The organism is Micromonospora sp. DT48 (genome assembly GCF_049844495.1).
GTDB lineage: Bacteria > Actinomycetota > Actinomycetes > Mycobacteriales > Micromonosporaceae > Micromonospora.
On sequence record NZ_JBNCLE010000002.1, the window covers coordinates 23,205 to 45,685 of the forward strand.

14 protein-coding genes are annotated in these 22,481 nt (G+C 72.9%); 5 read left to right on the plus strand and 9 right to left on the minus strand.

The window, feature by feature from the left end:
• Positions 1–103 precede the first annotated feature (103 nt).
• The 4 genes from ACLQ2S_RS00295 to ACLQ2S_RS00310 form a co-directional block, all read right to left on the minus strand.
• Complete coding sequence (locus ACLQ2S_RS00295) at positions 104–3,457, minus strand: ATP-dependent helicase (protein WP_425700883.1); 3,354 nt, start codon at positions 3,455–3,457, stop codon at positions 104–106.
• Positions 3,454–6,684 carry an ATP-dependent helicase gene (locus tag ACLQ2S_RS00300; RefSeq protein ID WP_375335281.1) on the minus strand — a complete coding sequence of 1,077 codons (3,231 nt, stop codon included), beginning with the start codon at positions 6,682–6,684 and terminating at the stop codon, positions 3,454–3,456. The genes ACLQ2S_RS00295 and ACLQ2S_RS00300 overlap by 4 nt, the downstream gene beginning before the upstream one ends.
• Before the next feature lie 447 nt (positions 6,685–7,131).
• Positions 7,132–7,677, minus strand: coding sequence for a TIGR00730 family Rossman fold protein (locus ACLQ2S_RS00305; protein ID WP_309222535.1), 546 nt, complete (start codon positions 7,675–7,677; stop codon positions 7,132–7,134).
• Between the two features lie 3 nt (positions 7,678–7,680).
• The gene (locus ACLQ2S_RS00310) at positions 7,681–8,538 is read right to left on the minus strand and encodes a TIGR00730 family Rossman fold protein (protein ID WP_155214661.1); all 858 of its coding nucleotides are present in this window, start codon (positions 8,536–8,538) and stop codon (positions 7,681–7,683) included.
• A 139-nt stretch (positions 8,539–8,677) separates the two neighbouring features.
• Here ACLQ2S_RS00310 and ACLQ2S_RS00315 point away from each other — a divergent pair, with 139 nt between their 5' ends.
• Positions 8,678–8,830 carry a hypothetical protein gene (locus tag ACLQ2S_RS00315; protein ID WP_230462272.1) on the plus strand — a complete coding sequence of 51 codons (153 nt, stop codon included), beginning with the start codon at positions 8,678–8,680 and terminating at the stop codon, positions 8,828–8,830.
• Positions 8,831–8,862: 32 nt separating this feature from the next.
• Here the strand turns inward: ACLQ2S_RS00315 and dapE are convergent, their stop codons facing one another.
• The gene (gene dapE / locus ACLQ2S_RS00320; RefSeq protein WP_155214659.1) at positions 8,863–9,936 is read right to left on the minus strand and encodes a succinyl-diaminopimelate desuccinylase; all 1,074 of its coding nucleotides are present in this window, start codon (positions 9,934–9,936) and stop codon (positions 8,863–8,865) included.
• Between the two features lie 117 nt (positions 9,937–10,053).
• Here dapE and dapD point away from each other — a divergent pair, with 117 nt between their 5' ends.
• Complete coding sequence (gene dapD, locus ACLQ2S_RS00325) at positions 10,054–11,013, plus strand: 2,3,4,5-tetrahydropyridine-2,6-dicarboxylate N-succinyltransferase (RefSeq protein ID WP_309222534.1); 960 nt, start codon at positions 10,054–10,056, stop codon at positions 11,011–11,013.
• A 112-nt stretch (positions 11,014–11,125) separates the two neighbouring features.
• On the opposite strand, the gene ACLQ2S_RS00330 is transcribed toward dapD, so the two are convergent.
• On the minus strand, positions 11,126–14,449 hold the full coding sequence (locus ACLQ2S_RS00330; RefSeq protein ID WP_425700884.1) for a S8 family serine peptidase: 3,324 nt from the start codon (positions 14,447–14,449) through the stop codon (positions 11,126–11,128).
• A 140-nt stretch (positions 14,450–14,589) separates the two neighbouring features.
• On the opposite strand from ACLQ2S_RS00330, the gene ACLQ2S_RS00335 reads away from it, so the two are divergent.
• Both ACLQ2S_RS00335 and ACLQ2S_RS00340 read left to right on the plus strand, forming a co-directional pair.
• Positions 14,590–15,147 carry a sugar O-acetyltransferase gene (locus tag ACLQ2S_RS00335; protein ID WP_425700885.1) on the plus strand — a complete coding sequence of 186 codons (558 nt, stop codon included), beginning with the start codon at positions 14,590–14,592 and terminating at the stop codon, positions 15,145–15,147.
• 105 nt (positions 15,148–15,252) lie between these two features.
• Positions 15,253–17,877 (plus strand): hypothetical protein, encoded by a 2,625-nt coding sequence (locus ACLQ2S_RS00340; protein WP_425700886.1) that lies wholly within the window; start codon positions 15,253–15,255, stop codon positions 17,875–17,877.
• Here the strand turns inward: ACLQ2S_RS00340 and ACLQ2S_RS00345 are convergent.
• From ACLQ2S_RS00345 to ACLQ2S_RS00355, 3 genes are read right to left on the minus strand one after another with little or no spacing between them, the layout of a single operon-like run.
• Positions 17,854–18,501, minus strand: a complete 648-nt coding sequence (locus tag ACLQ2S_RS00345) for a nucleoside/nucleotide kinase family protein (protein WP_155214655.1) — start codon at positions 18,499–18,501, stop codon at positions 17,854–17,856. The two genes, ACLQ2S_RS00340 and ACLQ2S_RS00345, sit on opposite strands and share 24 nt — an antisense overlap.
• A complete protein-coding gene (locus ACLQ2S_RS00350) occupies positions 18,501–19,148 on the minus strand; it encodes an SIMPL domain-containing protein (protein WP_425700887.1) in 648 nt (215 codons plus the stop codon). The genes ACLQ2S_RS00345 and ACLQ2S_RS00350 overlap by 1 nt, the downstream gene beginning before the upstream one ends.
• Before the next feature lie 59 nt (positions 19,149–19,207).
• Positions 19,208–20,218: a prephenate dehydrogenase gene (locus ACLQ2S_RS00355; protein ID WP_425700888.1), complete on the minus strand. Its 1,011-nt coding sequence runs from the start codon at positions 20,216–20,218 to the stop codon at positions 19,208–19,210.
• Between the two features lie 367 nt (positions 20,219–20,585).
• On the opposite strand from ACLQ2S_RS00355, the gene ACLQ2S_RS00360 reads away from it, so the two are divergent.
• Positions 20,586–22,430: a M48 family metallopeptidase gene (locus ACLQ2S_RS00360; RefSeq protein WP_425700889.1), complete on the plus strand. Its 1,845-nt coding sequence runs from the start codon at positions 20,586–20,588 to the stop codon at positions 22,428–22,430.
• The last annotated feature ends 51 nt before the right edge of the window (positions 22,431–22,481 follow it).

A 22,481-nucleotide genomic window follows, 5' to 3' on the forward strand; every position in this document is an offset into this window, starting at 1 on the left:
ACAAAGAGCGCCTGGGGCCACATTCCGCCAGGCGCAAACAGAGCTGGTAACCGAAACTGCAACGAGAGGAACCCTACCACGAAACCGGCATCGCGCCAGTGCCTCACTCCGACTCGGGAACCGAGCTGATCAACGTGGTCAGCCCGTCGGCGTCGAGCAGGTCGGCCGGACGGACGGTCACCCCGTCCCGTACGTAGTGGAACGCCGCGCCGACCCGCTCCACCGGCACGCCGGCCAGCTCCGCCCAGGCCAGCCGGTAGACCGCCAACTGCACCGCCGCCACCTCGGCGGCGGCCCCCTCCGGCCGGGCGCCGGTCTTCCAGTCGACCACGTCGAAGCGGTCGCCGGGCCGGCGGAACACCGCGTCCATCCGGCCGCGTACGACCACGCCGCCGATCACCGTCGCGAACGGCACCTCCACCTCGATCGGGGTACGGTCCGCCCACTCGCTGGCCAGGAAGCGGCGCTGAAGTTCGGCCAGCGCCTCGTCCGGTGCCGCGTCCGCGTCCGCCGCCCCGGGCAACTCGTCGGTGTCGAGCAGCCGGTCCGCCCCGAACCGCTGCTCCAGCCAGGCGTGGAACGCGGTGCCCCGGCGGGCGTACGGGTTGGGCTCGGTCGGCATCGGGCGGCGCAGGGCCCGAGCCAGCCCGGCCGGATCCCGACGCAACGCGACGAGTTGCGTCACCGACAGATGGTCGGGCAGCGGCACCTCGACCGGGCCGGAGAGCCGGCTCAACTCCGCCCGCTCCGCCAGCAGCAGGTCCGTCTCCCGCCGCCAGCGGGCCACCTCCGGATCCGAACCGGCCGCCTCGGCCGGGGCCTGCTCGTCGCCGTCGGTCAGGAAACGGCGGACCAGCGCAGCCGCCTCGGCCAACGCCGGACGGCGGGGGCCGAGCGGATCCGCCGGCCACTCCGCCCGCAGCACCACCTCGGTGGTCGGATTCACCGCGTCCGGTGCCGGTTCCGGAGTCCACTCGTCCACCAGGTGACCGGCGCCCGCGTCCAGGCAGGCGTCGTACACCTCGCGGAGCAGCGCCGACGGGCCGCGCGGACGCTTGGTGCCGTCACCCCACCAGTGACCGGAGCAGAGCAGCAGGCGGCGCGGCCGGGTCACCGCCACGTACGCCAGCCGTCGTTCCTCCCGCTCGTCATGGGCCCGCCAGGCGTCGGTGAAGTCCTCCAACGCCCGGGCCACCCCCCGCTGGTCGTCCGCCTCGGCCAGGGCCAGCTCCGGCAGCCCGTCGGCGTCTCCCCGCAGCGGGAACGGCAGCACGCCCAGACCACCCAGCCAGTGGTCGGAGTTGCGGACCGGCCCGGGCCACACGCCACGGCTCAGCCCGGCCACCGCCACCACGTCCCATTCCAGCCCCTTGGCCGCGTGCGCGGTGAGGATCTGCACCGCACCCTCGACCACCTCCACCTCGCCCGGGGCGAGTCCGCGCTCCTCCTCCTCGGCGGCGGCGAGATAGGCCAGGAAACCGGCGAGCGTGGCGGCCGGTGACTCCCCGCTGAACCGGGCGGCCACGTCACCCAACGCGTCCAGGTGCCCCCGGGCCAGACCGGCGTCACCGGCGCCGTCGCGGCCTGCCCGTACCGCCACCTCCACGTCCAGCCCGGTGGTCCGCTCGACGTCCGCGATCAGCTCCGGCAGGGGCTGGTCCAGGCGGTAGCGCAGCAGACCCAGCTCCCGGGCGTACGCGCGCAGCCGCGCGTACCCCTCGGCCGAGTAGGCCTGCGCGGGCCCCAGGTCGGCGAGCGCCTCCACCAGGGTCGCCTCGTCGAGACGATCAGGGGTGATCTCCGGGTCGCCGTCGTCGGCGAGTCGTCGGCGAGCCGCCGCGATGGCCCTGGCCCGACGGTGCAGGGCCACCAGATCCCGGGGCCCGATCCGCCACCGCGCGCCGGTCAACAGCCGCAGCAGTGCGGCCCCGTCGGTCGGATCGGCCAGCACCCGCAGGGTGCAGACCACGTCGCGTACCTCCGGGGTGTCCAGCAGGCCGCCGAGCCCGACCACCTCGACCGGCAGGCCGCGCTCGCGCAGCGCGGCGGCGATCGGCGGGATCTGGCTCCGCAGTCGGACCAGCACCGCCGTGGTCGGGCGACGGGTGACCGGAATCTGCTCGGGCAGCGCGCCCGGCGCACCGGCCGCGCCCCGCCAGGCGGCCAACACGCTGTCGGCGATCCAGTCGGCCTCGTCGGCGTAGGTCGGCAGCAGGGCACAGTGCACCGTGCCGGCGGCTGCCCCGCGTGGGCTGCGATGCGGGATCGGATCGTCGACGCCGAGCGCGGCGTGCAGCTCCGGCACCCGGGCACCGGCCGCGCGCAGCGGCGTGGCCAGCGCGTTCGCCACCGCGAGGATCTCGGGCCGGTTGCGCCAGCTGGTGGTCAGCCCGAGCACCCGCGCCGGGCTGCCGTCGGCTCGGGCGAACTCGGTCGGGAACCGGTCCAGGGTGCCGGCGCTGGCTCCCCGCCAGCCGTAGATGGACTGGCAGGGATCACCCACCGCGGTCACCGGGTGGCCGCCGCCGAACAACGCGCGGAGCAACACCACCTGGGCGTGGCTGGTGTCCTGGTACTCGTCGAGCAGCACCACCCGGTAGCGGTCGCGCTCGATCTCACCGACGGCGGGATGGTCCCGGGCGACCCGGGCCGCCCGGGCGAGTTGGTCGGCGAAGTCCATCGCCTCGAAGTCGTCCTTGCGGCGGGCGTACGCACGCACCAGCGGTAGCAGCTTCAGCCGGGTCTGCTGGAGGGCGAGGGCCTTGCGCACACCCGCGTAGATCCGCCCCGGACGCGACTGCACGTCGGCGAAGAACCGGCCGGTCCAGGCCGCCAGCTCGTCCGGGTCGACCAGGTGCTCGTCCAGCTCGCCGGCGAGCGCCAACACCGCGTCGGTGACGGTGCTCGGCATCCGGTCCACCTCGGACATGTCCCCGTCGTAGTTGCGCACGATCATGTCGACCAACTGCCAGCGGGACGCCTCGGTCAGCAGCCGGGTCGACGGCTCGTACCCGGCACGCAGGCCGTGCTCGGTGACGATCCGCCCGGCGTACGAGTGATAGGTGGCCACCGTCGGCTCACCGGCGAGGGGGTCGTCGAGCGGATTCCGCTCGCGTCGACCCAACCGCCGGATCAGCTGGTCGAGCCGGACGCGTACCCGGTGGGCCAGTTCACCGGCGGCCTTGCGGGTGAAGGTGAGGCCGAGCACCTGCTCCGGTCGGACGTACGAGTTGGCCACCAGCCACACGACCCGGGCGGCCATCGTCTCGGTCTTGCCCGAGCCCGCACCGGCGACCACCAGCAGCGGCTCCACCGGCGCGGCGATGATCGCCGCCTGTTCCCGGGTGGGTGCCGGCAGCCGCAGCAGCTTGGCCAGTTCCGTAGGCGTGTACCGGGGCCCGGCGTCGGCGGTGCGAGGCGCCGGTGGGACCGGCTCGAACAGGGTCGGTTGGCTCACGGTTCGACCACCTGCCGTCCCTGGCCGGAGACCGGGCAGCTGCTGCGCACCGGGCAGACCCGGCACTTCGAGTTGGCGACCGCCGCGAAGGTCGCCGCGGCCATGGTGTCGGCGGTACGACGCACCAGCGCGGTCGCCCAGCCGGCCTCCGGACCGTCGGTCACCGGCGGTTGGGCCTGCTCGCGGGCGTCCTTCGCGCTGGTGCCGAGCTGCACCAACGCCGCGCCGCCGGGCTCGTCGCCGAACTCGGCGAACGCGCCCGCCTCCACCGCCGCCTGGTACGCGCCCAGTTGCGGATGCTCGGCCACCTCCCCCTCGGTGACCGCGGTGGACTTGCCGGTCTTCAGGTCGACCACCACCAACCGGCCGTCCGCGTCGACCTCCAACCGGTCCACCCGGCCGGTCAGTTCGACCGGCCGGTGCGGGTCGTCGAGGCGTACCGCGAACTCGTGTTCGATGGCGAGCAACCGACGCGGGTTGGCGGCCAGCCACCGCAGCAGCTTGTCGACCATCGCCTCGGCCCGGGCCTGCTCCGGGCCGACCATCCACCGCGCGGCCAACTCGATCGCGTCGAAGCGGGCGGCGACGTAGTCCAGCAGCGTCTCCCGGTCGACGCGGGCGTCCTCGGCGAGCATCGCCGCCGCGTGCACCAGGTTGCCGACGCCCTGCGCGGTGCTGGTCGGTGCGCTGCCACCGTGCCGCTCCAGCAACCACCGCAGGCTGCACCGCAGCGCGCTCTCCATCCCCGACGGCGTCACCCGGACCGGCTCACCGTCGTCGACCAGGGGCCGGTCGTCGGAGAGGGGACGCAGGCCCCACCAGTCGTCCGGGTGCGCGCCGGACACCCCGGCGGCGGCCAGCCGAGCCAGCTCGGCGGCGGCCGCGCGCCGCCGGGTAACCGGTGCGGCCGGGTCGACCAACGCGGTACGCAGCTCCGCCACCAGCGCGGGCAGCGTGAGCGCCCGGGGCGGCCGACTCAACGGCAGCCGCCCGGCGGACGCACCCGGGCCGTCATCGCCCGGCTCCGTCGGAGCGGTGCCCGGCTGACCCGGCGGCAGCTGCCCCGGATCGTCGGTGGCGCCCAGCTCGTAGAGGAAACGGCTGGGTTGCTCCTCGTGGTCGTCACCGCCCACGGAGGCGGAGGCGACCGCGCTGACCAGCAACCGTCGCCGGGCCCGGGTCACCGCCACGTGGAACAGCCGCCGCTCCTCGTCGAGCAACGCGGAGGTCTGCCCGACCACGGTGGCCGCCTCGGCCGCGCCGTCCCCTCGACCGGCCAGCACGTCGACCAGGCGCTCCGAACCGAGCAGGCTGCCGCGCAGGCGCAGGTCCGGCCAGACACCCTCCTGGACCCCGGCCACCGCGACCAGATCCCACTCGTGTCCCTTGGCCGCGTGCGCGGTAAGCAGCCGCACGGCGTCGCCCCGGTCGGCGGTCGGCGCGAGCGTGTCGGCCGGCAACTCCTGACCGAGGACGTGGTCGAGGAAGACCTCGGTACGCGCACCCGGCAGCCGGTCGGTGAAGCGGGCTGCCGCGTCGAAGAGGACCAGCACCGCGTCCAGGTCGCGGTCGGCCGCCTCGGCCCGACGCCGCCGGGCGAGATCACCCTCGCCGGCCACGCCCGGACCCCGGGTCAGCGCCGCCGACCACAGCTCGGCCAGCCCGCTGGCCCGCCAGACGGCCCAGAGGACCTCCTCGGCGGTGGCGGCCGGTCGGGCGGCCGCCTCCCGGGCGACGGCCAGCAGCCCGGCCACCGTCTGCGCCGGCTCGGCCCAGCGTCGCTCGACTCCCGCCAGCTCGGCCGGGTCGCGCAGCGCCTCGACGATCAGCTCGCCCGAGGGTCGGCGGTCGCCCCGGGCCAGGGCGAGGGCACGCAGGCCCTGCCGCAGCCGCCGCTCCGCCAACGGGTCGGCACCACCGAGCGGGGAGTGCAGCAATGCGACGGCGGCCTCCTCGTCGAGCCGCTCCGGCTCCAGCGCGCACCGCAGCAGGAGCAGCAGTGGCGCGACCGCCGGTTGCAGGTGCAGGGGGAGGTCCTCGCCGTGCACCACCGTCGGCACGCCGGCCGCGTGCAGCGCCCGGCGCAATCCGGGCAGCTGCCGGGCGGTGGAGCGGACCAGCACCGCCATCCGCGCCCACGGCACGCCGTCGAGCAGATGCGCCTCCCGCAGGGCGTGCGCCAGCCACGCCGCCTCGCTGGTGGTCGAGGAGAACGTGCGTACCTCCACGGTGCCCGGTGGCGTGTCCGGCAGTGGTCGCAGCCGTCGATGCGCGGCCGGTCCGCGCAGCCGTCGGGCCAGTCGGGCGGTCGCGGCCAACAGCCGCTCGCCCGCGCGATAGCTGGTGGTCAGCAGCACCTGGGCGGCCGGAGCGCCGGAGGCGGTGCGGAACCGGTGCGGGAAGGTCGCCACGCCCGTCGGGTCGGCTCCCCGGAAGGCGTACGTGGAGGAGTCCGGATCGGCGAAGGCGACCAGCGCAAGCCCGCCGCCGGCCACCGTCTCCAGCAGCTCCAGCTGCGCGGGATCGGTGTCGGCCAGCTCATCGACGTAGACGCACGCCAACCGGCGTCGCTCGGCGGCCAGCAGTTCCGGGTCGTCGCGCAGCATCCCGGTGGCCGCCCGGACCAGCTCCGCCGGGTCGTACGCGACCGAGCCACGGTTGGCCACGTCGCGCAGGGCCAGCACGGCGACGTACTGCCGTAGGAAGCGGGCGGCGGCGGGCCAGTCGGCGCGACCGAGTCGTTCACCGATCCTGGCCAGCTCGACCGGGCCCACCCCGCGCTCGGCGGCCCGCATCAGCAGGTCACGCAACTGGGCGGCGAATGCCCGGGTACGCAGCGCCGGCCGCAGGTCGACCGGCCAACCGACCGGATCGTCGTCGGGTTCCGCGTCGGACTCCGCGTCGACGGCCGCCAGCAACTCACGGATGACGAGATCCTGCTCCGGGCCGGTGAGCAGCCGGGGTGAGGGCTCGCCGCGTTCTGCGGCGGCCCGCCGCAGTAGACCGAAGGCGTACGCGGGGAAGGTGCGCACCAGCGGCTCGCGCAGCACCCGTTGCCCGGTGGCGGCGATCCGCGCCTCGATCCGGTGCCGCAGTTGTGCGGCACCCCGCCGGCTGAAGGTGAGCACCAGGATCCGCTCCGGGTCGACTCCCTCGGTGACCCGGGCGGTGACCGCCTCGACCAGGGTGTGCGTCTTCCCGGTGCCCGGTCCACCCAGGACGAGCATCGGGCCGGCGGTGTGCGCGATGACCTCCGCCTGACGCGGATCCACCCGACCGGCGGCAGCCTGACCCGGCGCTTCCTGACCCGGCGCGGACTGGCCCGGGTTCGCCTGCCCTGGCCCGGTCTGAGCCGGGGCGGCCTGCGGTCGAGCAGCAGCCGAGGGCGGCCCGGCGGACGGGCTGCTCCCCTCGGTCGGCCCTGCGGGCCGACGCACCAACCGGTACGCCTGCATCCCGCCATCCCATCACGGCCCTGCGACACCGCTCGACGCGCCTTACCCGGCCCGGTAGACGCCCGAACGCTCGACATACCGCGAGGTGGGAGCGCTGCTCGGCACCGCGCCAGACGCCGACCATCCCGCCGCGCCCCACGCCGACCGCCCGGCTGTGCCCCGTGCCGACCAGCCGGGCGCGTCTCGCGCCGACCACCGGCGGGGTGAGCCGCCGTCGGCTCAGGTGAGCTGGGATTCAATCAGGTCGATAGCACCAGGGACGGTGTCGACCGACCGGAGCAGGTTGAACCCGGCTGGTTTGAGGAACCTCTGACCGGCGAGATCACGCAGCCAGGCCAGCAGCGGGCCGTAGAAGCCGTCGGTGTCCACCAACACCATCGGCTTGTGGTGCAGGGCGAGCGTCGCAGTGGTCCAGACCTCGAAAAGCTCGTCGAGCGTGCCGAGGCCGCCGGGCAGGGTGAGGAAGGCGTCCGACTTCTCTATCATGAGGATCTTCCGACTGGCCATCGAGTCGGTGACCAGCAACTCGTCGGAGGTGAGGTCGGCGACCTCCAGGTCGACCAGCGCCTGCGGTATGACACCGATCGTGCGGCCTCCCGCCGACCGTGCGCCTTCGACCAGCGCGCCCATCATCCCGACGCGGCCGCCGCCACTGACCACGGTGTGCCCGCGCCGGGCGAGCTGCGCGCCGGTCTCGGCCGCCAGGTCGAGCCAACGCTGGTCGAGGGTGCGCGACGAGGCGCAGAACACGCAGATCGCGGCCACCGGTCAGCCTCCCGCGGAGCCGTCGGTCGCGGTCGGAGCGTCGGCCGCGGCCTGCTGGGCGGCGGCGGTCCGGGCGACCGCCTCCTCGCGTACGGCCTCCTGCTCGACATTGAGCGCGGCCTCGGCCTCCACGATGTGCCGGACCGCCGCGGCGACGTCGTCGGTGACGCAGATCAGCTCCAGGTCGACCGGGCCGATCTTGCCTTCGGCGGCCATCGTGTCCCGCAACCAGTCGAGCAGACCCTGCCAGTAGTCCGTGCCCATCAGCACCACCGGGAACCGGGTCACCTTCCCGGTCTGCACCAGGGTGAGCGCCTCGAAAAGCTCGTCCATGGTGCCGAAGCCGCCCGGTAGCACCACGAACGCCTGGGCGTACTTGACGAACATGGTCTTGCGGGCGAAGAAGTAGCGGAAGTCGATGGCGAGGTCGACCCACTCGTTAATGCCCTGCTCGAAGGGGAGTTCGATGCCGAGGCCGACCGAGTGACCCCCGGCCTCGCTGGCCCCTCTGTTGGCCGCCTCCATCACGCCGGGACCGCCGCCGGTGATCACCGCGTAGCCGGCCCGGGCCAGTGCCGCGCCCAACGCCTCGGCGAGCTGGCACTCGGGACTGTCCGGCTTGCTGCGCGCCGAACCGAAGACACTGACCGCCGGCGGCAGGTCGGCGAGGGTGTCGAAGCCCTCGACGAACTCGGAGAGGATGCGCAGCGCCCGCCAGGCGTCCTTTGTCTTCCAGTCGGCCCGCGCGCGGGAGTCCAGCAGACTCTGGTCCGCAGTGCTGCCGGTGATCGACTGACGACGGAGTGTGACAGCGCCCCGGTGCCGCTCCCGCCCCCGTTCACGCCGGTTGCTCTGGGTCATGGAAGCAACCGTAGTGGAGTCCAGCCAGAGAACCCGGCAAACACTTTGTGATCTTGTGCAACCAATTCGCTTTGCCGTACGTCTTACTATTCACATACCGGGTATGCCCCGGCGCGCGGGCTTCGGGGGAGGAGACAGCGTGATCAACAACAGCGAACGGATCAGGATTCGCCGACAGATGCAGCGACGCATCCGCGACCTGGTGGCCGAGCGCCGCCGCAGCCGCCTGCTCGAAACCCCACCCGAGCCGCCGACCGACTCCGGCACCGAGTCCCGTCTGACCTCGGTCTGACCTGTCGCGGCGTCCACGCGGACGCCGGCCGGTCAGGCGGCGGTGAGCCAGCGGTGCAGGGTGGCCGCCCCTTCGCGGATCTTGCTGATCTCGACGTGCTCGTCCGGGTGGTGCGCCAGGTTCGGATCCCCCGGGCCGAAGTTCAGCGCCGGGATCCCCATCGCCGCGAACCGGGCCACGTCGGTCCAGCCCAGCTTGCCGATCGGCGCGGCACCCACCGCCGCCAGGAACTCCCGCGCGGGGGCGGCCTCCAGCCCGGGCAGCGCACCGGCCGCGCAGTCGGTCACCGTCAGCTCGTAGTCCGCGAAAACCTCACGCAGGTGCGCCTCGGCCTCGGCCGGGGTGCGGTCCGGCGCGAACCGGTAGTTAACCTCGATCTCACAGCGGTCCGGCACCACGTTTCCGGCGACCCCGCCGTGGATGCGGGTCGCGTTCATACCCTCCCGGTACTCGCACCCGTCGATGGTCACCCGTCGGGCCTGGTACGCCGACAGGCGGCGGAGCACCTCCCCCGCACCGTGCACCGCGTTGACACCGTGCCAGGAACGGGCCGAGTGGGCCCGAACCCCGGTGGTCACCACGACCGCCCGCATGGTCCCCTGGCAGCCGGCCTCGACGACGCCGTGGGTCGGCTCCAGCAGCAGGGCGAAGTCCGCCTCCAGCCAGTCGGGGTGCGCCTGCGCGACCAGGTGCAGCCCGTTGTACTTCGACTCGATCTCCTCGGCCTCGTAGAAGAAGTAGGTCACGTCGTAGCGGGGCTCGGCCAGCCTCGTCGCGAGGTGCAGCGCGAAGGCGACCCCGGACTTCATGTCCGAGGTGCCACAGCCGTACATCAGGTCACCGCGCAGGGTCGACGGGAAGTTGTTGTTCAACGGCACGGTGTCCAGGTGGCCGGCCAACACCACCCGGGAAGCCCGCCCCAGGTCGGTACGGGCCATCACCGTGTTGCCGTGCCGGTAGGTCGTCAGGTGCGGAGCGACCCGCAGCACCTCCTCCACGCAGTCGGCGATGGCCTTCTCGTTGAGGGACACGGACTCGATGTCCACCAGCGCACGGGTCAACGCCACCGGATCGGCGAGGACCTCGGGGGTAAGCGGGTTCTCCATGGTCCGCACGGTACCGTCACAACCGGCGACCGTGCGGCGCGAGCCCGTCGCCGAGGCACGCGGCGGCTCGCCAGCGGTCGCGAGCAGCCAACCCAGCAGGGAGCGAGGGGTGAGTAAGTGACGTCCACACAATCCGCGTGGGGCATCGGCCTGGCCACCGTCACCGCCGAGGACCAGGTGCTCGACACCTGGTACCCGACCGGCAAGCTGGGCCTCGGTGAACTGCCGCTGGTGGCCGGTGAGGACGAGGCCGACGTGCTCGACCTGCCGCCCGGCGCGATCGGCGACCGGGCCCTGCCGGGTCTGCGTACCGTCCAGGTGGTCACCGTGATCGGCTCGTTGGACGACCCGATCAAGGACGCCTCGGACGCGTACCTGCGGCTGCACCTGCTCTCCCACCGCCTGGTGCGCCCCAACGAGATCAACCTCGACGGCATCTTCGGCAAGTTGGCCAACGTGGCCTGGACCTCCGCCGGGCCGTGCCCACCGGATCGGGTGGACGAACTGCGCGTCATCGAGCGGGCCGCCGGCCGCCACCTCGGCGTCTACGGGGTGGACAAGTTCCCCCGGATGACCGACTACGTGGTGCCCTCCGGAGTGCGGATCGCCGACGCCGACCGGGTCCGGCTCGGCGCGCACCTCGCCTCCGGCACCACCGTCATGCACGAGGGCTTCGTCAACTTCAACGCCGGCACGCTCGGCACCTCGATGGTCGAGGGGCGCATCGTGCAGGGCGTGGTGGTGGGTGACGGTTCGGACATCGGCGGCGGCGCCTCCATCATGGGCACCCTCTCCGGCGGCGGCACCGACAAGGTACGCATCGGCGAGCGCAGCCTGGTCGGCGCAAACGCCGGTGTCGGCATCTCGCTCGGTGACGACTGCGTGGTGGAGGCGGGTTGCTACATCACCGCCGCCTCGAAGATCAGCCTTCCGGACGGCCGGGTCGTCAAGGCCCGTGAACTGTCCGGCGTCGACGGGTTGCTGTTCTGGCGCAACTCGGTCTCCGGTGCGCTGGAGGCCCGGCCCCGCACCGGCCGGGGCATCGAGCTGAACGCCGCGCTGCACGCCAACGACTGACGAGCAAGGAAGGGCCCCCTCCTAACGCCTCACGTATAGGAAGGGGTCCTTCCTAACGCCTCGGACCCCGGTGGTCCCGCCCGCGCCCGGGGCGGGACCACCGGGGTGCGGCTCACCGCAGGCGGTACGCCTGGATGATCCGCTGGGTGACGGTGTTGCCGTCGGCGTCGCGGGCGGTGGCCCGCAGCGACACGTGGCCGGGGCCGCGCGGGTGCTGCACGGTGGCCTGCCAGCCGTTACCGACCTTGCGCAGCTTCGCGTGCTGCCAGCGCTTACCGCCGTCGTAGGAGACCTCGACGGTCAACGAGGTCGTCTTCGCCGCCGGTGCACCGGGTTGCCGCTGCACCGCGACCGGGATCACGAAGGCCCGACCCGCCGCAGCCGTGTTCCGCTCGTCCAGTCGCGGTGCGAAGCGGATCGCCGAGGCGGGCAGCCGGACCGGCTCGTCGCCCCGGACGTGCCGGGACCGGAACGTCCAGGTGGTGGCGACCTCGGTGCTCAGATCGGTGAAGGAGCGCTTCGCCGAGGTCTCCAACCGGTACCTGGCGGGCCCGGCCGGCACCTCGAACTGAGCCCAGCCGAGATCCGAGGACTCACCGACCAACTTGCCGTCGCGGTACAGCGCGGTACGCCCGGTGTCCACCAGCGAACCACCCGGGTGTCCCGCCGCGTCGCTGTGCAGCGGCACGGAGAGGGTGATCAGGTCGCCCTGCCGGGTCAGGCCCTCCTCCGGCCACCGCGGCGCCGGGAACGACGGGCCGTGCGGTGCGCCGTTCCAGACCTCCTGGTAGGTGCGTCCACCCCGGTACGCCATCGCTTCGGAGAACAACACGGCCACCGGTTCGAGCCACGGCGAGTCGTCGCTGACCGTGCCGGACCACAGCTCGGTGTTCCAGCGCACCGCCTTGGTGCTGTAGTGCTCGATCCGCTTGCCCGGCACCGCGACCGGCAGGCCCACCGCCCAGCCGCCCACGTCGGGCTCGAACTGGGCGAAGGACACCCGCTCGGCGACCGTGCCCGGATGGCTGTCGGTGAAGGTCGGCTTGACGGTGGCCAGATCCTTGCGGCGGTAGTCGCGGGTGAATCCGGACGGCAGCCGACCCGGGACCATCTCGGCGAGTGCGTAGAGGTACGGGCTGCTGGCCGCCTCCAGGTCGGCGAACTGGCTGTGGAACGCGGCGAAGAAGTGATCCGCCGAGGTCCGGGGGCCGACCTGTCCGCTGAACAGCCCGCCGAAGTCGTCGGCGATCGCGCCGAACGAGGCCGACCCGTCGTCGAACTGGAAGGTCGCGTCGACGGCGACCAGAGCCGGCGTCGCCGACCGGTCCGGCACGGTCATGCGTACCGGCTTCGCCACGCGTGCGTCCACCACGGCCTCGCCGTCGGCGGCCACCACCAGTTCCGGCTGGGCCATCAGCACCAGGCTCTCGTCGGTCTCGTCGACCAGGAAGCTGGCCAGGCCGTACCGCCCCTTGGGCACCCGCACCTCGGCGGTGCCGTCCGGGTCGGAGAAGAAGATGTCGCTGAAGTCGTCCAACCCGATCAGAAAGCTCACGTAGTAGTCCGGCACCCCGCCCTCAAGATCGAGGTGGCGCACGGAAAGGGTGTAGCTCTCCACCTCCTTGTGCACCGCCAGCGGGGTCAGCGCCACCAGATCGCCGGACCGGGCGACCACCCGGCCGGTGTAGTGACCGTCCGGGCCGTCGCCGCTGGTGTCGACCGTGACCGTGGTGGACGCGGTGCCGCCAGCCGGCACCTGGATCTGCTCCGCGCCGAGCGTGAACACGCCGGCCGGCGCGGGTTCCCCGTCCGGGCCGGTGGCCTCGACGCTGAGCTCCAGGGTGACCGGCGTGGTGGCCGTGTTGCGCCAGGTCACCTCGCGCTCGATCGGCTCGTCGTCGTCGTGCGGCCACAGCGTCCGGCCGAACGAGACGCTCGCCGGTTCACTGACCACCGACTGGGTGATGGCGCGCGCCACGTCGACCCGGCCCGCCCCCTGCTGGTACGCGCTCAGCTCCGGATGCGGCCGGGCCGAGGCCATGAGGGCGGCCTTGAGCCATTCCGCCGTCGCCTCGGTGTGCTGTTGGGCGAGCAGCGCCGCCGCACCGGCGACGTGCGGTGCGGACATCGAGGTGCCGGAGAGTGAGACGTACTCCTCGCCGACCGGGTCACCGAGCTGCGTGCCCTGCCCTCGGGCGGCCACGATGTCCACGCCCGGCCCGGTGATCTCCGGCTTGAGGGCGTCGTCACCGACGCGCGGGCCCTGGCTGGAGAAGTAGGCGAGTTCGTCGTCGCGATCGACCGCGCCGACGGCGAGCGCGGCGTCGGCGCTGGCCGGTGAGCCGACCGTCCCGCTCCGTCCGGAGTTGCCGGCGGAGATCACGAAGAGGGCGCCGGTCTGCTCGGTGAGGGCGTTCACCGCCTCCTCCAGCGGATCGACCTCGGGGGTGTCCGTCCCGCCCAGACTGAGGTTGATCACGTCCGCCTCGGCCTCGGTGGCGGCCCACTGCATCCCCGCCAGGATGGCCGACTCGGTACACCCGTACTCCTCACAGACCTTGCCGGAGAGCAGGGTCGCGTCGGGTGCCACGCCCCGGTAGCGACCGCCGGAGGCGGCACCGCTGCCGGCGATGGTCGAGGCGACGTGGGTGCCGTGCCCCACGATGTCGCCCGGGTTCTCCTCCTCGGTGAAGTTCCGCGACTCGGCGACCCGGCCGGTCAGGTCGGGGTGCGCGGCGTCGACGCCGGTGTCCAGCACCGCTACGCGTACCCCCTGCCCGGTGAAGCCGGCCTGGTGGGCGGCGGGTGCTCCGATCTGCGGCACACTGTGTTCCAGCGTCAGCTGCCGTCGGCCGTCGAGCCAGATCCGCTCGACACCCCCCGCCGCGTCGAACCGGGCACCTCGCATGCCGGCGACCTCGGCCCAGAGCCGGCCCGCGTGCTGCTTGTCGGCGCTGGCCGCGACACCACCGATGGCGGCCAGGTCACGGGTGACGGTCACCCCGGCCGGGGCACCGGCCCGTCGGGCGGCCGACCCGTAGGTCATGAGCAGCGGCAGGTCGTCCCGGTGCGCGTCGTCGTAGCCGGCGGCGATCAGCCCGGTCACGTCGAAGAGTCGGCGGTCGACCCGTCCGTCGCGGATCAACGGCAGGGCGTCCTGCGGCACCACCCAGAGGTGGTCCCGCTTGCGCTGGGTGATGAAGCGGATGCCGTCCCGCCCGTCCGCCGGGCGTACGCTCGCGCCGTTCGCGGTGACCGTCACCTGGTCGCCGGTGATCAGGGTGACAGTGGCGCGACCGAGGTCCGGTCGGCTGGTCGGGGCGTGGGCCGGTGGGGCCGTTGCCAGCGGGGCCGGTGCGGCCGTGGCCGCCGCCGGTACGCCGAGCACCAGACCCAGAACGAGTCCGGTAGCTGTCAGCTTGCTCCTTCGTCGCAACTGAATCCTCCTCTGGAGCGTATATATCGATGTAGGACACATCGACTTCCATCAGACTTGCATACCGAGTATGCAAATGGGAGTCATAAATTCGACGAAGTTGAGTCCTAGCCGTGGCGGAGCCGGGCATGATCGGACGGATGACGTCCATGAAGGAACGCATGCTCGCCGGTGAGCCGTACCTCGCCGACGATCCGGAACTGGTCGCCGACCACCTCCGTGCCCTGCGCCTGATGGAACAGATCAACAACAGCGGCGTCGACGACCAGGAGGCGCGCCGGGCGGCACTACACGAACTGCTCGGCGAACTCGGCGAGGAGACCGGGATCCGGCCACCGTTCTACTGCGACTACGGCTACAACATCCGGATCGGACCCCGCAGCTTCGTCAACTACCACGCGGTCTTCCTCGACGTCGCACCGATCACCATCGGCGCCGACGTGCAGATCGGTCCGAACGTGCAGCTGCTCACCCCCACGCATCCGGTGGAACCGGAGCCGCGCCGGGCGAAGTGGGAGGCGGCTCGACCGATCACCATCGGCGACAACGTCTGGCTCGGCGGCGGGGCGATAGTCCTCGCCGGAGTCACCGTCGGTGCCAACGCGGTCGTCGGCGCGGGCGCCGTGGTGACCCGCGACATCCCCGCCAACGTCGTAGCGGTCGGTAATCCGGCCCGCCCGGCACGCCAGCTCGATTGACCCCACAATGGCCCTTCTAGCTGCGTAAACACCATCCTCGGCGAGTAGCGCGCAACCCTCCGCATCGGGCACTGTAGGTGACAGGCACGTCACCAGGAGGCACGTATGGGAGGTCGGATCCTCGAACTGCGCGTACACGGAGTGTCCAACACACCGCCCGCCGAGACCCTGGGTCTGACCACGGAACCCGGCGGCGAGCCAGCACACCCACGGCTCGTCGCCGGTGGCCCGGTCACCGGCTTCTACCGCTCCCCGATCGCCAGCCCCGACCCGATCGTCGTCGAGGCGTACAGCTGGGGGCAGTTGACCTCCGGTGCGCGGACCGCGCGCGACGTGGAGCGGGCCCTGTGGACGTTGCTGTTGCCCTTCACTCTGGCCAACGTCGCCCTGCACGCCCGCCCGGGGATTCCGGCCGACCCCACCACCGACCGCCTGACCAGCCGCTCCGGCATGACGGCCTGGTTGATCAGGCTCTTCTGCCTGAGCCTGACCGCCACCCCCGTGCTCGCGATGACCGGCGTCGGCGTCGACCTCATCGGCTGGCAGTGCGTGGACCACGACTGCCTGAACCGGATCCCCGGGCCGTGGAACTTCCTCGCCAGCCCCTGGTGGCAGCAGGGCGGCCGGGCCATGGCCGTCGGGCTCACCGTGCCGCTGGTCATGATCGCGGTGCTCGGTCTGGTCACCTGGCGGACCTACCAGTACGAGGCGGTCATGCCGGCCGACCCGTCCACGAACCCGGCGGGTCGGCGTACCCCGCCGCCGGTCGACGCCGACGTGCCGGTCGGTCAGCCCGTGCAGGAGCCACCGCCGGCACCCGAGCCGCCACCCGGGCCGTCGACCAACCCGCTACAGGACCCGACGTTCTGGTGGGGCGAGGGGCAATTACGCCGCACCGCCGTGCTGCACCTGTGCACCGGCATCGTGATCGCGGCGGCCGTGCCGCTCGGCACCGTCTCGGTGCTCGACCCGCCGCACGGTCTCCGGGCGGTGATCACTTGGTCCGCCGTGGCCGCGTTCACCGCCGTACTGGTGATCACCCTGGTGGCGATCGGCCGCCCCTTCCTGACCCGACGCGACGGTGCCACCCCGCTCGGCCGATGGAGCATCGCGGTCATCGTCCTCACCGGAATCGGCCTGGCCGGGACCTTCGCGGTGCTGCTGCTGCCCGACGGTGCCGCCGGCAGCCCGCTGGCCGAGCTACGTCCCCCCGTCGGCTGCGACGACGACCCCACCCGGCCGGGCTGCCTGACGGACCGGTCACTGCCCGGCTTCGACCGGGTCATCGCCTGGCTGGGCACCGGTCAACTGCTCCTGCTCATCGCGATCGGCTCGACCGCCCGCTCCGGCCGGCGTGGCGCCGCCGCACCGGCCGCCGCCGCGCTGCTGATCACCCTCTCCGCCCTCTGGTGCCGAGGATGGCTGCCGGCCGGGCCACCGGTCTCGATAACGCTGTCGCAACTCACCCTGCCGCTGCTCGGCCTCGCCGCGATCGGCCTGCTGCTGCCCCGGACCCGCCCCGACGGGGTCAACCAGCCACTCGAACCGCACACCGACCTGGCCTGGCACGGTCGGGCACCCGCCGTCATCGCCGGGTTCGGCTGGCTGCTCTCCCTCGCGTACGGCACCGGCGTGCTCTACTGGGTCACCAACCAGCTCAACGGGGGTGGCAGCCCCGGCAACCGCCACCGGGTGTTTCCGCCGATCCCGGTGACCTGGGCCGGACTGACCTTCGCCGCCGCGCTGCTGCTACTCGCCGTGGTCGCCCTCCGCGCGATGGTGCTCTTCCGCCGGCTGCGCCGCGCGGAGTACGCCGAACTGACCGCGCGAGACAGCCGCCTCTCCGCCCACGACCTGCGTCGCGCCCGGGACGTCAGCGCCCACCAGGCGCTGCACCGGCTGGTGGGTGAGCACGCGCTGCGTCTGATCGGCTGGTACGCCGCCGCGATGACCGTCCTCGCCGTCCTGGCGTGCGCCGCCGTGCTCGCGTGTCCTCTCCCGCAGAACAGCAGCAACGGAGCCGCCCCCCTGATCAGAGGGGTGGGTGCCGTCGGCGACGCGCTCCTCGGCTGGCTACCGGTGGCGGTCGCCGCCATCGGCCTGCTCGTCTACCGCAAGAACACCATCCGCCGCTCGGTCGGGGTGATCTGGGACGTGGGAACCTTCTGGCCCCGTGCCGCCCACCCCCTGGCACCACCGAGCTACGCCGAGCGGGCGGTGCCCGAACTGCTCACCCGCACGACCGGGCTGCTCGCGCTGCCCGAACACGATCCCCGCCGGGTCGACGGCATCATCCTCTCCGGACACAGCCAGGGCACGGTGATCTGCACCGCGGTCATCCTCCAGATGCCGGCCCGCTGGCGGCACCGGATCTGGTTCTTCTCCTACGGCTGCCAACTGACCCGCCTCTACGGTCGGGTCTTCCCCGCCTACTTCGGCCCGGACCGGCTACCGGTGCTGGCCGAGGCGCTGACCCGCCCCGGCAACAGCACCCGGTGGACGAACTTCTGGCGGGACACCGACCCGCTCGGCTGGCCGGTGGCCGCCGGGGAGCGGGACATCGCGGTCACCGACCCGGAGGCGCTGCACCCGAGCGACGGCGAGGTCGCCGATCCGCCGATCCGCAGCCACAGCGGTTACCCGGAGGCCGCCGAGTTCCATCGGGAGAGATCCCGGGTGGCCTGGCTGCTGCGGCGTACGGTCCCGTCACCCCGGCGGGGGGTCAGCTAGGCGCACCACCAGGTCGGCATGCTCGGCGGTGCCGGCCACCAGCGCCGCGTTGACCTCGTCGCTGCCCATCGCCCAGGCGCGGGCGTCCTGCTCCGAACGCCCGTACGCCATGTGCCGGGCGACCAACCGACGACGCCGCAGATCGTCGTCGAGATCCAGGAACCACGCTTCGTGCAGCAGGGCGCGTACCTCGTCCCACGGCCAGTTCGGGATCAACAGATAGTTGCCCTCGGTCACCACCAGCCGCACCTCCGGCGGCACCTCGATCGCACCGGCGATCGGCTCCTCCAGGTCCCGACGGAACTGCGGGGCCCAGACCGACGTCGGTTCCTTGCGCCGCAGCCGACGCAGCATCGAGACGTAGCCGTTGGCGTCGAAGGTGTCGATCGACCCCTTCCGCAGGGCGCGACCGAGCCGATGCAGCTCGTCCTGGGCCAGGTGGAAGCCGTCCATCGGCACCAGCCGGGCGGCCGGGCCTACCGCCTCGACCACCTGGGCGGCCAGCGTGGACTTACCCGCCCCGGGCGCGCCGGTGATGCCGAGCAGTTGTCTCGGGCCGGCATCGGCCAGCGCCCGGGCACGGGCCAGCAGATCCTCGACCGGCATCAGCTGCGCGGGAGTCATCAGGACAGGACCGGTCGGCTGATCGTGAACCGGGCCCGGACGGCCGCGTGCACGCTCTGCGGCTGCGGGTCGAGTTCCAGCTCGGGTGGGCCACCGGCGGCGACCCCGCCGGACTCGAAGGCCATCCGGGCCATCATCGGCTGTGCGGTGCCGCCCTCGTCGGACAACTCGACCAGGTCGGTGACCTCGGCGCCGAGCGCCTCGGCGTACTCGCGGGCCCGCTGCAACGCGTCCTTGATCGCGGCATGTCGCGCCTGCCGGTAGACCGGGCTGTCCGGGTGCAGCGACCACCACGGGCCCGCCACCTCGACCTGATCCTGGTCGGCCAACCGCAGCATCACCTCACCGAGGGCGGTGAAGTCGCTGACCGTCACCGTGGTCACCACCGAGCCGTGCCAGGCCACCACCCGCTCCCCGGAGCGCCGGGTCTCGGGGCGCACCCGCAGCTCGCCGGTCTCCCGGCGGTCGATCGTCGGACCGTACGAGTCGAGCAGGACCCGGATCGCCGCGGCCCGCTCGGCCAACCGGGTCAACGTCGGCTCCCGCTCCCGGTCCCGGGCCAGCGCGGCCACGGTGAACCGGGCGAGTTCCGGCGCGACCTCGCGGTACGCCTCGCCGCGCACGGTCACCAGCGGTCCGTCCACCATGCCCTCACCCTACTGGCGGACCCGTCGCCGCGCCCGCCGATGACCGGGGCGCGGCGGGTTCAGACCTGTGGAAGGTGCGCGAGGTAGGAGACGCCGTCGGCCACCGTCCGACACTCACCGAGATGCCCACCCGCCGCGCCGACGCCGTGCAACCAGGCCACCTCGGCCGGCTCCTCGCCCGCCCGGAACGACCTGACCTGCTCGACGTACGGGCGGCCGGCCAGCTCGGACCGGGCGGCGCCGGCCTCGGCGTACCGGGCGAGGAGGGCATCGGCGTCGTCGACGCGCAGCGCCCCGGCCAACTCGTCGAGGAACGCGGTGACCTGGGCCAGCGCCGCCAGCACCTGGTCGCGGTTACCGCGCAGCATGTTCCCGGTGCGGTGCGGCGGGGTGCCCGCGACTCGGGTGCCGTCCCGGAAGCTCCCGGCCGCCAACGCCAGGACCGCGTCCCGCGACGGCGAGCGGTGTGCCGCACCGGCCAGCGCCCCGGCGAGCAGGTGCGGCACGTGCGAGGCGAGCGCCACCACGGCGTCGTGCCGATCCGCCGCCAGCGGCACCACCCGGGCGGCGAAGACTTCGGTGACCAGGGTGGCGAGGCGACGGAACGCGGCCAGTCCACCAGGTGCGGGGCAGAGCACCCAGGCGGCACCGGTGAACAGGTCCGGCGACGCCGCCGCGAGTCCCGCCTGGTCGGTGCCGGCCATCGGATGTCCGGGCACGAACCGGTCGGTCAGCCCTCGCTCCACGGCGAACGCCGCCAACTCCGCCTTGGTGCTACCGACGTCGGTGAGCAGACAGCCCTCGCCGGTGGCGGCGGCCACCTCGGCCAGGGTCGCGGGCAGCGTGGGCAGCGGACCGCCGAGGAAGACCACGTCCCGGCCGGACACGGCCTCGGTCAGCCGCTCCGCCGTCGGCAGGCCGGCGAGCCGGGCCTGCCGACGGGTCGGCTCGTCCGGATCCCAACCGGTCACGTCGATTCCGGCGGCGTGCAGTCGGAGCAGCACCGAGCCACCGATCAGGCCGGTACCGACCACCGCCGCCCGCAGCCGTGCGTCAGAGCTGAGCACCATCCGCGTACCTCGGCGTTCCGTGTCGTCACGGAGCCGGCCGGCCCCGCGGCGGCGTGCCTGCCCGGATCCGCGTCGAACTGCCACCTCTCCCGCGCGGACACGCCCTGCGTCCGCGCCGAGGATAGCGCCGCCCACCCGCCGGCCCGCCAGCCGGACCGGTACGCGCCCACTACCGTCAGCCGCGCACGGCGTACCCGCTGTCGTGGCAGCGGCCGAACGCGCCGACCAGGTCAACCTCGTCGACGATAAGCAAGATCGTGAATCCGGTCGACCCAACCCGGAAGGGGGTTGCCCGGCCAACATCCACGTCGTACGGTCCCCTGCGCCGCCCGCAGCCGCGCGGGCGTACGAACGGGGAGGAACGGCCATGGCCGCGACGTACCGGGCACTCGCCTCGGTGGTCATGTTGATCGGGTTCTACGTGGTCGCGCTGCTTCAGCTGGCGGCCGTCGCCGCCCTCGGCGTGTGGCTGTTCAGCCACACGAACGGCCTGGTCACCGGGAAACTGCTGCTGCCGCTGGTCATCGCGCTGGGCGCGGTGGCGGTCGGGCTCTGGCGCGCGATCCGGACGAAGAACGAACCGGCACCGGGCCTGGTGCTCGGCGAGCGGGAGGCACCGCAGTTGTGGGCCACCGTCCGGGAGTTGGCCGACGCGGTCGGTACCCGGGCACCCGACGAGATCCGGTTGGTGCCGGAGGTGAACGCGGCGGTCGGCGAGCAGAGTCGGCTGCTCGGGTTGGTCGGCGGGCGACGCACCCTCTACGTGGGTCTGCCGCTGCTCCAGTCGATGCGGGTCGACCAGCTCCGCTCGGTGCTGGCCCACGAGTTGGGTCACTACTCCGGCAAGCACACCCGGCTCGGCGGCGTCGCCTACCGGGGACGGCTGGCGATCGAGGGCACCATCGAGCGGATCAAGCCGCGCAACCCCATCGGGCTGGTCTTCAAGGGGTACGCCAAGCTGTACCTGATGGTCGACAACGCCGCCTCGCGGCGGCAGGAACTGGAGGCCGATCGCGCCTCCGTCCAGCTCGCCGGTCACCAGGCGGCCACCTCCGCGCTACGGCACCTGCCGGCGCTCGACGCGGCCTGGAACTTCTTCACCGACCGGTACGTGGAGGCGGGTTGGCAGGCCGGCCTCGCCCCGGACGACCTCTTCGGCGGCTTCGGGCAACTTCTCCGGGCCCGCCGGGACGAGATCGACAAGCTGGGGCAGGACGTACCGGACCGCAAGCAGTCCCGCTGGGACACCCATCCGCCGATCGGCGTCCGGATCGCGGCCATGGCCCAGCTGCCGGCCGGTACGGTCCGCTCCGACGACCGTCCCGCACACGTGCTGCTCGCCGACGTCCTGGACGCCGGCCGCCGGTTGCAGAGCCTCGTGCTCGAACTCGGCAACCGTCAGGTGCTGTCCTGGCCGGAGTTCACCCACGCCGCGATCGCCGTCGGTGTGCAGCGCCAGGCGGACAGCGTCTACCGGGCGCTGGGCCGGTTCACCGGCGCCCCCGAACCGGGCCTGGCGACCGTACTCGACCTGGTGCGCTCGGACCGCCTCGGCGAGTTCGCCCAGCAGTTCTTCAGCGACACCACCCCTCGGGAGGCGGCGGCACACTTCGCCGGGCCGATGGAGACGCTGCTGGTCAACGCGGCCATCCGCGCCCAGCGGGCGTACTGGCAGCTGTCCTGGGGCGGCCCGGCCCAGTTGGTCGGCACCGGCGGGGAGCCGTTGGACCTCGCCGAGATCGCCAAGCTGGCGGTCTCGGCGGAGACCGTCGACGAGGCACAGGCCCGGCTCGCCGAGCTGGGTGTCGACCCGGCCGCCGCGACCGTGGTGCAGCGCCGGGCCACCGCCGACAACGCCGGTGTCATCGGCGCCATCGGCAACGTGAAGGTCGACGGTGTGCAGCACGACCTGCTGGTGCTCGACCGGGGTCTGATCCTCGTCGGGGGCCCGGGCAAGGCGGGCGACGGTGCGGAACGACTCAAGGGCCTGCTCGAATCCACGCCGGTGGCGACGCTGGCCACCTGGCACCAGTTCCTGCCGTACGAGGAGATGCGCTCGGTGGCGGTCACCCGGGAGATTCCGCTGAAGGCCGAGCTGACGCTGCACGACGGCCGGACGGTGGCCCTACAGGAGCTGTACGGCAGCGTGCTGCTGGAGCGGCACAGCCGGGACAACCTGCTACAGGTGTTCCAGCGGATCAACGAGGACTGAGCCGACGCCTCGCCGAGGCCCGCCCCGCACGATCGTGGGGCGGGCCTCGAT

Excerpts from the sequence above, each read along its gene's own strand:
- ACLQ2S_RS00300 (WP_375335281.1), bottom strand. The coding sequence starts at position 6,684 with ATGCTCGTCCTGGGTGGACCGGGCACCGGGAAGACGCACACCCTGGTC.
- ACLQ2S_RS00310 (WP_155214661.1), bottom strand. The coding sequence starts at position 8,538 with ATGACCCAGAGCAACCGGCGTGAACGGGGGCGGGAGCGGCACCGGGGC.
- dapE (WP_155214659.1), bottom strand. The coding sequence starts at position 9,936 with ATGGAGAACCCGCTTACCCCCGAGGTCCTCGCCGATCCGGTGGCGTTG.
- ACLQ2S_RS00335 (WP_425700885.1), top strand. The coding sequence starts at position 14,590 with ATGACGTCCATGAAGGAACGCATGCTCGCCGGTGAGCCGTACCTCGCC.
- ACLQ2S_RS00340 (WP_425700886.1), top strand. The coding sequence starts at position 15,253 with ATGGGAGGTCGGATCCTCGAACTGCGCGTACACGGAGTGTCCAACACA.
- ACLQ2S_RS00345 (WP_155214655.1), bottom strand. The coding sequence starts at position 18,501 with ATGACTCCCGCGCAGCTGATGCCGGTCGAGGATCTGCTGGCCCGTGCC.
- ACLQ2S_RS00350 (WP_425700887.1), bottom strand. The coding sequence starts at position 19,148 with ATGGTGGACGGACCGCTGGTGACCGTGCGCGGCGAGGCGTACCGCGAG.
- ACLQ2S_RS00355 (WP_425700888.1), bottom strand. The coding sequence starts at position 20,218 with ATGGTGCTCAGCTCTGACGCACGGCTGCGGGCGGCGGTGGTCGGTACC.
- ACLQ2S_RS00360 (WP_425700889.1), top strand. The coding sequence starts at position 20,586 with ATGGCCGCGACGTACCGGGCACTCGCCTCGGTGGTCATGTTGATCGGG.